This window comes from Psychrobacter sp. Marseille-P5312, assembly GCF_900291405.1.
In the GTDB taxonomy this organism is placed as follows: domain Bacteria; phylum Pseudomonadota; class Gammaproteobacteria; order Pseudomonadales; family Moraxellaceae; genus Psychrobacter; species Psychrobacter celer.
The window spans coordinates 385,657-399,584 of record NZ_OLML01000001.1 but is presented as its reverse complement, the minus strand read 5'-3'; the positions used below and the strand labels follow the sequence as shown (position 1 = coordinate 399,584).

The 13,928-nt window shown below is 48.0% G+C and carries 10 protein-coding genes; 6 read left to right on the top strand and 4 right to left on the bottom strand.

From position 1 onward, the window contains the following. Positions 1 to 144: 144 nt before the first annotated feature. Positions 145 to 1,197 carry a siderophore ABC transporter substrate-binding protein gene (locus tag C6W44_RS01725; protein WP_105243970.1) on the bottom strand — a complete coding sequence of 351 codons (1,053 nt, stop codon included), beginning with the start codon at positions 1,195 to 1,197 and terminating at the stop codon, positions 145 to 147. A gap of 504 nt (positions 1,198 to 1,701) precedes the next feature. Here C6W44_RS01725 and C6W44_RS01720 point away from each other — a divergent pair. From C6W44_RS01720 to C6W44_RS01710, 3 genes are all read left to right on the top strand, one after another. Continuing rightward, positions 1,702 to 2,643, top strand: a complete 942-nt coding sequence (locus tag C6W44_RS01720; RefSeq protein ID WP_105243969.1) for an energy transducer TonB — start codon at positions 1,702 to 1,704, stop codon at positions 2,641 to 2,643. A 129-nt stretch (positions 2,644 to 2,772) separates the two neighbouring features. Further along, positions 2,773 to 3,450: a MotA/TolQ/ExbB proton channel family protein gene (locus C6W44_RS01715; protein WP_105243968.1), complete on the top strand. Its 678-nt coding sequence runs from the start codon at positions 2,773 to 2,775 to the stop codon at positions 3,448 to 3,450. An 82-nt stretch (positions 3,451 to 3,532) separates the two neighbouring features. Beyond that, the gene (locus tag C6W44_RS01710; protein WP_105243967.1) at positions 3,533 to 3,934 is read left to right on the top strand and encodes an ExbD/TolR family protein; all 402 of its coding nucleotides are present in this window, start codon (positions 3,533 to 3,535) and stop codon (positions 3,932 to 3,934) included. 209 nt (positions 3,935 to 4,143) lie between these two features. Here the strand turns inward: C6W44_RS01710 and C6W44_RS01705 are convergent, their stop codons facing one another. Continuing rightward, the gene (locus C6W44_RS01705) at positions 4,144 to 4,716 is read right to left on the bottom strand and encodes a DUF2799 domain-containing protein (RefSeq protein ID WP_226941268.1); all 573 of its coding nucleotides are present in this window, start codon (positions 4,714 to 4,716) and stop codon (positions 4,144 to 4,146) included. Between the two features lie 297 nt (positions 4,717 to 5,013). Between C6W44_RS01705 and C6W44_RS01700 the strand changes: the two genes are divergently transcribed. Then, entirely contained in the window at positions 5,014 to 5,604 is a 591-nt protein-coding gene (locus C6W44_RS01700; protein WP_105243966.1) for a hypothetical protein, read from the top strand. A gap of 274 nt (positions 5,605 to 5,878) precedes the next feature. Beyond that, positions 5,879 to 8,548, top strand: a complete 2,670-nt coding sequence (gene topA / locus C6W44_RS01695; RefSeq protein ID WP_105243965.1) for a type I DNA topoisomerase — start codon at positions 5,879 to 5,881, stop codon at positions 8,546 to 8,548. A gap of 185 nt (positions 8,549 to 8,733) precedes the next feature. Here topA and C6W44_RS01690 read toward each other — a convergent pair whose 3' ends face one another. Beyond that, a complete protein-coding gene (locus C6W44_RS01690; protein WP_105243964.1) occupies positions 8,734 to 9,291 on the bottom strand; it encodes a superoxide dismutase family protein in 558 nt (185 codons plus the stop codon). Between the two features lie 305 nt (positions 9,292 to 9,596). Further along, entirely contained in the window at positions 9,597 to 11,972 is a 2,376-nt protein-coding gene (gene lon / locus C6W44_RS01685; protein ID WP_413772330.1) for an endopeptidase La, read from the bottom strand. Between the two features lie 455 nt (positions 11,973 to 12,427). Here lon and C6W44_RS01680 point away from each other — a divergent pair, with 455 nt between their 5' ends. Beyond that, positions 12,428 to 13,801: a Na+/H+ antiporter family protein gene (locus C6W44_RS01680; RefSeq protein ID WP_105243963.1), complete on the top strand. Its 1,374-nt coding sequence runs from the start codon at positions 12,428 to 12,430 to the stop codon at positions 13,799 to 13,801. Positions 13,802 to 13,928: the final 127 nt, after the last annotated feature.

Below are 13,928 nucleotides of genomic sequence, written 5' to 3'. Positions count from 1 at the left end.
GCTTTGCCAAGGTGATGATGTGGACAAAGCGGGACTGGCCTCAAGACTATTGGCGCGGGCCTGGGCACGCGATGAAAATAACGACATAACGGCTACTGGCTCATTAAATAATAGGTCAAAAAATAGCTGGTATGGTTGCCGCGTTTATTTTGCGCTTGCAAACGCATTTTTTATCGTGGTCAGATCTTGTATCCACTGATAATAACCACCAAAGGCGAGATAAGAATCTGGGCTTAGATAAACCACTTGGTCTTTTTGCCACGCGGTGGTTTGGGCGACCAGCGGATTGTCTAAGACTGCTTTGGCACCCACGCTGTCTTCACCGATAGCGGCGCTACGATCGACGACGAATAGCCAATCAGGGTTGGTCTTTTGTAGATATTCAAAAGAGATCGGCTGACCATGACGCCCGTCTTTGATTTGATCGTCAGCGATCGGCACATTGACGACATTATGAATAAAGCCATAGCGTGAGTCAGCGCCATAGACAGACATTTTATTGCCATTGACCATCACCACCAGACCGGTGCCACTGTCTTTGGTGACAGCTTTGGCCTCTGTGATTAGGCTGTCGATATCGTTTTGTAATTTGGCCGCTTCCGCGCTTTTACCAAATAGTGCACCTAAATCATGCAGGCGCTGTTTGCTGGACTCATAGATATTAGCCGTATCGATAGTCATATCTAAGGTTGGCGCGATGTTTGCGAGCTCATCGTATTTTTCCGCCATACGCGAACCGACTAAAATCGCTTGTGGCTGCATGGCGTTTAGGGCCTCAAGATCGGGCTCAAATAAAGTACCCACCTCTTCAGGATCAGGCTGCGTCTCTGAATGCAAGTTGTCTAAAGGCAGGTCACTTGGCGCCCCATCGACAGCTACATCCAGCGCCGCCAAATCCTGTAGCAAGGTCATGTCATAGACGACCAATGGCGATGGATTCATTGCCAGATCGATATCCCCTCTGGCGGTATCGACAGTAACGGTATGCGTCGAGACAGCATCGTTATTGGCGACGTTTTCGGCATGGTCAGCGGTTGGGTTTTCGGTCTGAGCGTCCGCAGGCTCTGAGTCGTTGGACTCAGGAGAGCTGCAGCCTGCCACGCTGATCGTCGCGGCAAGGGCGGTGGCCATCGCCGTCCATAAGGGACGTTTAAAAAAAGTGCTAGAGAGGCGGTTGGATAATACAGTAGTAGACATAAATAACTCGGTAAATCAGCTGGGTGAGCGGTGTATAGACAAAGTAATCAGCTTGTAAAACATCAACGACGGTCTGAAAACCATCACAGTCACTACACGGCTCATATAAAAAAAAGAGCTGGTCTTGCAGGATGTATCACATAGGGTGATAGGCAGGACGATGCTCAGCGGTATTATTATCATTCGTACATTCACTATCCAAGCGCTCGTTGATGTTGATATTGTAAGTCTCGTTGATGTTGATATTGTAAGTTAAGTGTACTCAAGCGGTCTTATCGGATAGATAATCGGTCATGATAAATTAATTGAGACTTAGTATCAATATAAATGATAATGGTTTTTATTAACGTATTGCCAATTACAAACAAAACAAGCACGTTATTTTATCGAGTGCGACTGATTTAGGCTTGTCTAATAAAATTAACACAATTTATTATTGATAATAATTATCGTTTGCACTATCATCTACATCATTCTACCTCGGTCACTGAATATTAGAGTGTTATGAGTTCAACGATTTTAGACGCGCCATCTCCCAAACTGACGCTCGCCGCTGCCGTGGTCGTCGTCGGCCTTCATGCCTTGACTGTCGCTGCGCTAGTGGCGATGAAAGCGCCTGAAAAACCAGTAGAAGCAAAAATCCAAACGCCGCCCATTGAGATAGAGCTTGTGACATTGCCGCAAAAAGAGCCTGTCGCCGTGGAAGAGCAAGAGGCGCCAAAAGTGCAGCCAGCGCCGCCAAAACCTAAAGCCGCGCCTATCGTCAAGGCTCAACCAAAACCGATCAAAGAGCCGGTTATCAAAGAAAAACCGCCTAAAGCAACGCCACCGAAGAAAGCAACGCCGCCTAAAAAAGTAATAGAAAAGCAGCCTGATATCATTAAAACAGAAGCGCCAAAAATACCGGCAGCTGAGCCTAAAGTCGATACCCAAGCGGCTGATGAACAACGCAGAGCTGAGGAGCGTCGCAGAGCCGAGGAGCGTCGTATAAGAGAGCAAGAACAGCAGAAGGCCGAGCAAGAAGCCCGTGATAGAGCAGCAGCGCAAGAGGCTGAGAGATTGGCAGCAGAGAAAGCGGCTAAAGAGCAAGCGGCTAAAGAAGCTGCTGAGGCTGCGGCACAAGCCAAAGCAAAAGCTGCAGCAAGCAATACGCCAGTGAACTTTACTGCCAGTAATGCTGATTGGGCATCGCCGCCGAGATTGAGCTTTCCTAAGCGTGCTGCTCGAAATGCTCAATCAGGTGATACGTTTAATGTGGTGTTGGTGTTGAGGGTCAACAAGCAAGGCGGCATTGATAGTGTACGAGTGTCGCAGCCGTCCGGCAATCCAAGTGTGGATAAAGCAGCGCAGCGTCAAGTTCGCTCTGGCAAGTTTACACCCTTTACACAAAACGGCGTGCCCGTGGTGGGCAATGTAACACTAACAGTTAGCTACGCTGTACCTTAGCGCGCATTTTATTGAATTCATCTCATTAATTTTAAAAGATATTTATAATTTTACGATTCTTTATGATAAGGCGAGCTGTGATATACGCCGCGCTATCATAGGATGATATTAAACATTAAGGAGTCTGGCATGGACTTTATGCATTACTGGCAAATCAGCGACATGGTGACCAAAACCTTGTTTTTTTTGCTATTTATCTTGTCTATCGTCTCTTGGGTGACGGGGGTTATTCGCGTACTACAAAGCCGAAAACTGGCCGCTACTGTCGCAGACGATTTGAGTCAGCAGATTACCGCTAAGCAGCCTGAGCTGGCCGGCTGTGATGCCGCGCAGCGTCGCCTAGTCACCGAGCAGACATTGCTCAAGCATATCGGCCGCTACCGCTTTGCCAGTGAGCGCGGCCTGCCTATTCTTGGAACGACCGCTGCGATTGCGCCTTTTATCGGGCTATTTGGGACGGTATGGGGCATCTTTCATGCGCTGCACAATATCGGCATGACCGGACAGGCAGGACTCGGACAAGTGGCGGGGCCTGTCGGTGAGGCGCTGATTATGACAGGCCTTGGCATCGCCGTTGCCATCCCAGCGGTAGTGTTTTATAACCTCTCGGTGCGTATCAATCGCCGAGTGATGTACCATGCCAATGACCGCGCCCATGATTTGTTGGCGACATCTGCTAAACAGGTAGCGACCAATAGCCGTCCAAGTACCGTACCCGCCGCACAGGTGGCAAAAGATCAGCAGGACACTCAAAAAGACGCACAGCACACCGCGCACTATCGCAACTCAGCCCCATCACAGGGATAGTCGCTGTTGGGACATAAATGGGCAGCAGGGCGCCAAACGAGTACAAACGGTGCATCAATAACCAAACGTATTGAGGATAGTTATGGCATTTCAACTGGGTGATGATGATAGTCAGAGTATGAATGAGATGAACCTCATTCCGCTGATTGATATCATGCTGGTCTTGATGATTATATTTTTATTGACGGCGACGGTGCTCAATCCAACGGTACCATTGGACTTGCCAAAAACCAGCGCAGCAGTCACTGAGCCGCCACCAAAAGCCATTCAAATCAGTATTGATAAAGACGCGGGCATATTTTGGGACAGCGATCCGATTAGTATGGACGCGCTAGAGGCAAAGCTACAAGAGCAAAGTGCAACAGGCGAGGATCCTTCGGTACAGCTACGTGCTGACAAAGACAGCAAGTACGATACCGTGGCACAAGTACTGGCCGCCGCTAGCCAAGCAGGACTGACCAAGATAGCCTTTGTCAATGAGTAGCCTATATAAGGTAGGTCATATAAAGTAGGCGGTATAAAGTGCGAGTAAGCGGGCAGTTATAGCAGCAGATTGGTAAAAAGTAGCAGGGCGCTGATCAACAGAAAAACCACCAAAACAACAATAAGAAAAATCAAAATAATAAATGCTTTCTCCAGCCTCGCTCGGGTAACCTTGCGAGGTTTCCTTTATTTTGGGCTTGGTAGGCCCTATTACCAAGCGTAACCAAAAGGACGATAACCATAGTCAAAGCGTCCAAATCCATAGCCGAATGGATAAGGCGTGCGCAGATAGTCGAGGTCGCGCTGACGAATATAATAGTAGCGCCCTTGCGAGTAGGCCTCTTCTAGCTTTTCAATGCCTTCCAACGGACAAACAGGCTGCCAGTCGTAGCCTTCACGGCCCAGCTTATAGGCGTTGAGCTCGGTGCAGTAGGTTTTTAGGCCTTGCTGGCGTCCTTGCTCCCATTGGATGCGATTGGGCATCGCACCGCCGACGCTTGCGCATTGATTGGTATAGTGTCCAAAGTACGCTCCTGAACGGCCACGGATACCATCTGCGTAGCCGACCTCCTGCCAGTTGCTGGCTTGGCACTGCTGCGGCGTTAGGCTCTGGGTCGTGGCGCAGCCTGATAATAGTAGCACGGCCGTACCTATCATCGCCAAGCTCAGGCCTGCTCGGCTTTTTTGTATACCGTGTTGGCTGTTTTGTATATCGCTTGCTAGCATGGCGACTTTGCGGCGTGATGCGGTGCTCGATGAGTTTTGCTGAAGAAGATAATTCATAATAAACCTGCGCGCGTTTAAAATTATGGTTTATCATAGCACCTTTTAGAGCCGCCAGCTTTTTGTATCTTGTGAGTATTGGTGTTTTTATATATCGATAAGTAATTGATATACCAGTGAATCCATAAGAGTGGTAGCACGGAGGCGAGCTACAAGCGTTTGCGGCTACTGTGTATGACTTGCTTGATTTTTAGGCGTTGATACGCATTATAAGTGTCTATCCGCGCGCTTTTTAGCCGCCAGTCGTGAGCGTTATATTTTTCATATCATTGTTTTTAGTCAAAAGGCCACACCATCATGGGAATATTGATCGGCGTTATCATTGTACTATTTGTGTTAGGGAGTATGATGGCGCTCAAACCGAACGGTATTGATCAGCGTTTGGATAAGCTGCGCATGACTGCGCGCCGCTTGCAGCTCAACCCAAAGCTGGTCAGTTGCCCTGATTGGATCAAAGGCCGTGACAACGAGTATGGCCGCGGCATGCTTGGGCAGTACTGCCTCATACTGGACGATATCCAGCTGCCCCATGCGCGCTATCAAGTGATTGATGGACAGTGGCGACCAGATAGGAGCTTTGTCGATACAAGTGTAGATGACAGCAAGCTTGTGGTGCCAAGTGCGATTCGCTCGACTCATAGCAAGCCTGTCATCAAACCGGCCAACTTTGCTTTGGACAGAGCGCCGCTGGACTTGCCTGCGAGCATCGAGCCTTTTATCAAAGGACTGTTGACCAAAGCCAATAGCATCGTGATTTACTGGGAAGATATCGCCTATGTGCGTCCAGCAACCAACCCCGCCTATCAACAAAAAATGATTGAGACTGATCTATTAGTCCTAAAGGCAAACCTAGACAAATGGGCGCGACAAATGCAAAAAAAACCCTAAAGCTGGTAAAGTAATTTTTCGTCTCCATTTAATAGCAATATGCAAGCACTTTTGGCAAACTCTCAGTCATTTGCAGTTGACAGCTTAATACTTAGCAGTGTAACGTCCTTATAACCTGCGCTTTGTATTATGGTTAGTGTTTGTTTCATAACCGTTTTTATTGGCAGCCATTACTACAATAAATCGCTGAGCGAATATACTTAGCTACTATAAATTGCCATGCTGCTGAATTTAAACCTACTTTTCATCTACTTATATTATGGTGTCGTCACATATGGCAAAAACCACAACCAAAAAAACTCCAGCATCCGCGACCGATAACCCAAAAAAAGGCAAGTCGTTGGTGATTGTCGAGTCACCCGCCAAAGCAAAAACCATTAATAAATATCTTGGTGATGACTTTATCGTACGCTCAAGTATCGGTCATGTCCGTGATTTGCCCGTTAGTGCCAGTAAAAGTGCAAAAAAGACAACCGCTGCCAAAAAAGATGAGACGCTGAGCAAAGAAGAAAAAGCGCAGCAAGCACTGGTGCGCCGTATGGGTGTCGATCCAGAGCATGACTGGGCGGCCGTCTATGAAGTGCTGCCAAACAAAACCAAAGTCATCAAAGAGCTAAAAGCACTGGCCAAAGACGCTGACAAAATTTATCTGGCCACGGATATGGATAGAGAAGGGGAAGCCATCGCTTGGCATCTAAAAGAAGTCATCGGCGGCCCTGATAGCAAATACCAGCGTGTGGTTTTTAATGAGATTACCAAATCCGCCATTCAAAATGCGTTTAAAGAGCCATCAAAGCTCGATATCGACCGTGTCAACGCCCAGCAAGCGCGGCGCTTTTTAGACCGTGTCGTCGGCTTTATGGTATCGCCGCTGCTATGGCAAAAAATCGCACGTGGTCTGTCGGCGGGCCGTGTGCAGTCGGTTGCGATGCGCTTGGTGGTCGAGCGTGAGCATGAGATTCGCGCTTTTATTCCAGAGGAATACTGGCAGATCCATGCCGATACCCACGTTACTGCTAGTAATGCCAAAAAACCGACAGATGCTGAGCAAAGCTCGATTCGCCTAGAGGCGACCAAACAAGGCGGCAAAACGCTTAAGCTGGCCAATAAAGAGCAGACCGATAAAGTCTTAGCAGTACTCAAAACCAGCGATTTTATCGTCAAAGAGCGTGAAGAAAAACCCACGCAGTCGCGTCCGAGTGCGCCGTTCATCACCTCGACCTTGCAGCAAGCGGCCAGCACACGCTTAGGGTTTTCAGTGAAGAAGACCATGATTTTGGCGCAGCGCCTGTATGAGGCGGGGCACATTACCTATATGCGTACCGACTCGACTTTTTTGTCTGGTGATGCCTTGGCAGCTGTGCGTGGCTATATCGAAGACAGTTATGGCGATAAATATGTGCCAGAAAAACCAAATTTTTATGGCAACAAACAAGGCGCACAAGAGGCGCATGAGGCGATTCGCCCATCTAATGTCCATATGAAATCCACTCAGCTCAAAGGCGTTGAGCGCGATGCCATACGTCTGTACGAGCTGATTTGGCGTCAGTTCGTCGCCTGTCAGATGCTGCCAGCAAAGTATCTATCGGTGAATTTATTTGTGGCGGCAAGCGATGTCGAGCTAAAAGCCCGCGGCCGTACCATGGTGTTTGATGGCTATACCAAAGTCATGCCGCCTGCCAAGACGGACGATACGCTACTGCCTGATGTCAAAAAAGGCGATCAGTTGACCCTAGATAAGCTCGACCCAAGCCAGCACTTTACCAAGCCACCACCGCGCTATACTGAGGCCAGCCTTGTCAAAGAGCTGGAGAAAAAAGGCATCGGCCGTCCATCGACATATGCCTCTATCATCTCCACCATTCAAGACCGCGGCTATGTCAAGCTCGAAAACAAGCGCTTGTTTGCCGAAAAAATGGGCGATATAGTCACCGATAGATTGACCGCAAGCTTCCCAGACTTAATGGACTATACCTTTACTGCCGCGTTAGAGGACAAACTAGATCACGTCGCAGAAGGCGATCAAGACTGGAAAGATGTGCTAGATAACTTTTATGGCGACTTTAAAAAGACGCTCGAGCGCGCCAAAGAAAAAGACGGCATGCGCCCTAATGACCCGACCGATGTGCCAGACGTGCACTGCGATATATGCTCGCGTCCAATGCAGCTGCGTACCGGCTCGACGGGGGTGTTCTTAGGCTGCACCGGTTATAACTTACCGCCAAAAGAGCGCTGCAAAGGCACCAAAAACTTGATGCCAGTCGAAGCTTTTGCCAACTTAGATGATGCAGAAGGTGATGACGAAGCGGCAGAAGTCAAAGATTTGATGGAGAAAAAACGCTGCCCCAAATGTGGTACAGCGATGAACGGCTATATCGTCGATGGCGGCCTGAAACTGCATATCTGCGGTAACAATCCTGACTGCGACGGTTATATCTTAGAAGAAGGTAAGTTTGAAGTCCCAGGCTCAGATGCGCCAACCATTGATTGTGATAAGTGCGATGGACAAATGGAGCTAAAGACCGGACGCTTTGGCCCTTATTTTGCCTGTCAGCAGTGCGACAACACCCGCAAAGTGCTAAAAACCGGTGAAGCTGCACCGCCGCGTATGGATCCGATTCATCTGCCAGAGCTCAAATCAACCAAGCATGATGACTATTTTATCTTGCGTGAAGGCGCTGCAGGCATGTTCCTCGCCGCCTCAAAGTTTCCAAAAGTGCGCGAAACTCGTGCGCCCAAGCTGGCTGAGCTGCGACCTATCAAGGATAAGATGGAAGATAAATTCCAGTATCTGTTTGACGGGCCAGATGAAGATCCAGATGGCAATCCAACGATACTGCGCTGGTCACGTAAGAAAAAAGAGCAATACATCGGCTCTGAAAAAAACGGCAAAGCCACGCGTTGGGGTGTGTACTGGCGCAATGGCGAGTGGGTTGAGGAGTAATCAATACCAGTCCAAACGATAGCCAATCTTCGATATCGATACAGTGAGCGACCTAATAGCCGCGTATCTGATTTATCTGGATTCGATCATACCTTGCGATGTTAATGCCTATAAAAAAACCTCTTAGATGATCTAAGAGGTTTTTTATTAGCAAACAGCTATGTTTTACGACCGAACTACTGCGATTAGGTCTTTTCGATGATACCACATGCCACACGGTCACCTGCATTACCCGCAGGCTGACTGGTATAATCATCAACCCCACTATGCACGATAAAGGCTAAGCGGTTGACACTGTATTTGCCAGCTTCTGCCGCAGAGATTTTTTTGTTGACGTAGTTGATGGTAGCGACACCATCTTCGTTTGCTGTCAAGTTGGGCAGGTCGCCTGCATGGCCATTCATGTCATCAGGGTTTGAGTGCGGTTTGTTGTCTGGATTAAAGTGACCGCCTGCCGCTTTACCCATATTGGCACAGCTGCCTGTCTCGTGGATATGAAGCGATACGGTCTTACCAGGCTGCAAGTTCATCAGCTTACCATATACCTGTACGCCGCCATCTACTGGACGTAAGAATACTTGTCCGACCTCGTTTTGATTACCAGCGACGGCTTTGATGGTAGATTTTAGTGCTGGCTGATTGACAGGATTGCCTGTTTTCATTTGACCTTCGACCGTTTGACAGCCAGTCATGGCAAGAGCCGAACCACATAATAGCGCACCACTAAGCATTAACTTATTCATTATTCTCTCCATTTATATTTATTCGTTGTGATGAATGTCTACTGTTTTCTCAAAGTACTCATGTTTTCTGAGTACTTAAACACTGTACTCAAAAACTGTCCTCAAACACTGCTTAATTGCTCAAGCATTGCTGAATGTCGCAATCAGTATAGCCAAGCATTAGGTATAGTTATTCATCAAATGCGCAACAATCAGTTAATAAATGTAAGTATCGTATGGGTTTAAAAAGCATGAGGCAAAAAAGCCGCCCATCATGACGATGAGCGGCTCTTTAATTTGTAAGACGGGATTAGTAACGAATCAGATTAGTTATGCAGCGCTTTACTTGAGGTTTTATCGACCGTTACTTTGGCAGGCTTGAGTGGCACTGGCATACTGACCAGCGCTACTTTTAATATCTCATCAATTGTCGCAACTGGCTGAATGGTCAAGCCTTCTTTGACGTTGTCGGGGATATCAGCTAGGTCGCGCTCATTACTCTCTGGAATCAACACATGCTTGATGCCGCCGCGATGCGCAGCCAGTAGCTTTTCTTTGAGACCGCCGATGCGTAAGATTTTACCGCGTAGGGTAATCTCGCCTGTCATGGCAATATCTGGACGAATTGCAATACCCGTCAAGGCAGAGACCAGCGCTGTGGTCAGCGCACCACCAGCCGATGGCCCATCTTTTGGCGTCGCGCCTTCTGGCATATGGACGTGGATATCAGTGGTTTTGACGGTTTCGTAGTCGATACCTAGGCTGTCGCCACGCGCCCGCACCACACTCATGGCCGCACGGATCGATTCTTTCATCACATCGCCGAGTGAGCCTGTAAAGCTCAGCTCACCTTTGCCTTTCATCGCCACCGCTTCGATAGTAAGTAGCTCACCGCCCACTTGTGTCCACGCAAGACCAGTCACGCGGCCGATTTCAGGCTCTTCTTCTGCCAGACCGTAGTCGTACTGATGGACGCCTAGATAATCATCGATGTTTTTGTCATCGACCACCACCAGCTCACGCTCTGCTTTTTTCGGTGCGCGGGCGCCATGATTTTCGACCGAACCGCGTACCACTTTGCGGCAGATCTTATTGACTTCGCGTTCAAGGTTACGTACACCCGCTTCACGCGTATAGCTACGCACGATGCTGTGCAGTGCTGCTTCTACAATCTCAATTTCACCTTCTTTAAGGCCATTATTTTTAATCGCTTTTGGTACAAGGTATTTCTGCGCGATATTGACCTTTTCTTCTTCGGTATAACCCGGTAGACGAATGACTTCCATACGGTCAAGCAGGGCAGGCGGGATATCCATGCTGTTGGCAGTACAGATAAACATCACTTGCGATAAATCTAAATCCATGTCTAGATAATGGTCGTTAAAGGTATCGTTCTGTGATGGATCTAGCACTTCAAGTAACGCTGATGCTGGATCACCGCGGAAGTCTTGCGCCATTTTATCGATTTCATCTAATAAGAATAGCGGGTTTTTAACTTCGACCTTCGCCAGTGACTGTACGATTTTACCCGGCATCGCACCGATATAAGTGCGGCGATGACCGCGGATTTCCGCTTCATCACGCACGCCGCCAAGCGCCATACGGACAAATTTACGACCCGTTGCGCGCGCAATCGACTCACCCAACGAGGTTTTACCAACACCCGGAGGACCGACTAAACAAAGAATCGGACCGCGCAGTTTTTTCACTCGTGATTGTACGGCTAAGTATTCTAAGATGCGATCTTTGACATCTTGCAAGCCGTAATGATCTTCGTCTAAGACGGTTTTGGCTTTGTCTAAATTAATCGAAACTTTGGTCGTCGCATTCCACGGCGTGTCCAAAATCCACTCAATATAGTTGCGCACCACTGATGATTCACTCGATGCAGGCGGCATCATTTTGAGTTTTTTCAGCTCTTGCTCTGCTTTTTTGCGCACATCTTCTGGCAAGTCAGCATCTTCTAGACGCTGCTCTAGCTCAGCGACATCATCTTCACCATCGAACGCGCCGTCATTCATCTCTGACAGCTCGTTTTTGATCGCTTTCATCTTCTCGTTTAAGAAGTACTCGCGCTGATTGTCTTCCATTTGCTGACGCACGGCATCTTGAATATCTTGCTCGATATTCTGCTCAGCGCTTTGCTTGACGAGATATTCGGTCAAGGTATTGATATGGGTTTTGATATCGTCTTCTTCTAAAAACGATTGCTTAACCTCAAGATCCATCGACACGCGGGTTGAGATGAAATAGACCAGTTCAAGCAAATCATCGATGCGTTTGGCCACGCGAGTTAGCTCACGCGCATTACGCAGACGAGAATCAGCATAGCCTTCAAACAACGTGGTTAAGGCTTGAATGGTATTTTTTTGCTGGCTCTCATCCATACTGACATCGAGATCAGCACGCTCAAAAGTCGCCATCAAGACGTCGTCTTGGCTGTCTGCATGGTTTTCTATAGCATCGACGCGGGCACGATATTGGCCTTCGATCAGCACCTTGATGCAGTTTTCATCGCTATCATGCGGCATGGTGCTGACGATGCGGCACACGGTACCGTATTGATACAAGTTGTCTTGATCAATGTCTTCGGTGAGTGAATCTTTTTGTGCCACGACCAGTACTTTGTTGCCGTACTCCGCCTGCGCCAATTCGACGGCTTTAACGGAGGGTGCGCGACCGACAAATAGAGCAATTTGCATGTGCGGATAGACCACCACATCGCGTAGTGCCAATAGTGGCAAATGATTGTCTGAGCCATTATCGGCAGTGTTTTTATCAACATTTTGTTCATCAGTATCAGGCGTTGCTGCTGACACATCGATGTCGATATTGTCTTTATCAATATTATAGTCAGTCATATATTCATTCCTTATTCACTAAACTTGTTCAGTCAAGTTAGTGTTTCATGTTTAGATAAATGGTGCTGCTATACAAAATTGCAAGGCTCTATTGCCAACAGAAACGAGGATATTGTCTCTTTATTTGCTCGGTTTTATTTATCTGCGGGGTTCTGCGCGTGGGTTTTGTGGGCAAAATCAGGTAAAATGACGCGCGTCTTAGCCGCAATCGGCAGTCAAAGCTATCTATAAGGCAGAGCGGGTAAAATGCAAAAGCGCCATCACAAGGCTAAAAACATAGGGTAAGGGGCGAGAATATGACCATCAATGCAGTGCTGTTGGCGGTAGTCATCATGCTTGGGCTGTCACTGGCACGAGTCCATGTGGTACTCAGTTTGTTAATCGGCGCGCTGGCAGGTGGGCTCATCGCAGGTCTGGGTATGACCGATACCCTCAATGCCTTTCAAGAAGGTATCCGCAATGGCGCGCAAATCGCGCTGTCCTATGCGCTGCTTGGGGCTTTTGCCGTGGCGATTGCTCACTCTGGATTGCCGCAGTCACTCGCAGGAGCGGTCATTAAGCGTATCGATGCTGGTGGCACCAGCGCGATGATTAAGTACCTGCTGTTTGCCGGCCTAGTGATGATGAGCTGTTTTAGCCAAAACCTCATTCCCATTCACATTGCCTTTATACCGCTGCTCGTGCCGCCGCTATTGCTCGCCTTTAATCGTATGCAGATAGATCGCCGACTTATTGCTTGTCTGATTACCTTTGGCCTTGTCACCACTTATATGTTTATCCCGTATGGCTTTGGTGATATTTATCTCAATCAGATCATGCTCAAAAACGTCGGTGAAGCCGGTATCGATATTAGCGATATCTCCGTCACTAAGGCGATGGCGATTCCAGCGCTCGGTATGTTTCTTGGCCTTTTGACTGCGGTGTTTATCAGCTATCGTAAGCCGCGCCAGTATCAGCAATTAACGATAGATAAAGACGCTCGCGATGTTGTGATCGATAAAGAGTCCATTAGCGATAATTTGAGTCAAACTGCCACACGTGTGCCCACGCAAGGCAAACTTAAAACGCTTATCGCGCTAGCGGCTATTGTTACCGCTTTTGTGGTGCAGCTGTATACCGACTCGCTGCTCTTAGGCTCGATGTTTGGTTTTGCGGTATTTATGGCGACGGGTGTGGTCAAATGGCGTGAAGCCGATAGCGTGTTTAACGACGGTATCAAGCTGATGGCGATGATTGGCTTTATTATGATTACCGCGCAAGGCTTTGCTGAAGTGATGAAAGCGACAGGGGAGATTGCGCCGCTGATTGATGGTGCGACTAACCTGTTTGCAGGAAATAAAGCGATTGCTGCCTTTGTTATGCTAGGGATTGGCTTAGTAGTGACCATGGGTATTGGCTCGTCGTTCTCGACCATTCCGATTGTGGCGGCGATCTATGTACCGCTATGTATGTCACTAGGATTTTCACCACTAGCAACCGTCGCTATTATTGGTACGGCTGGCGCGTTAGGTGATGCTGGCTCGCCCGCGTCCGACTCGACGCTTGGGCCAACGTCTGGTCTAAACGTTGATGGTCAACATGACCATATCAGAGATAGCGTGGTGCCAACCTTTATTCATTACAATATACCGCTACTGGCGTTTGGCTGGATTGCAGCGATGGTGCTTTAATTCATAATCTAAACTTTGGCAATAGATATAAAAAAGGCGAGTGATTTGATAATCATTCGCCTTTTTTGATTTTTTATAAAGGTTTAATTTACATTTTTCAGTCTGCTGTTCGATGTAAGTCATTTTT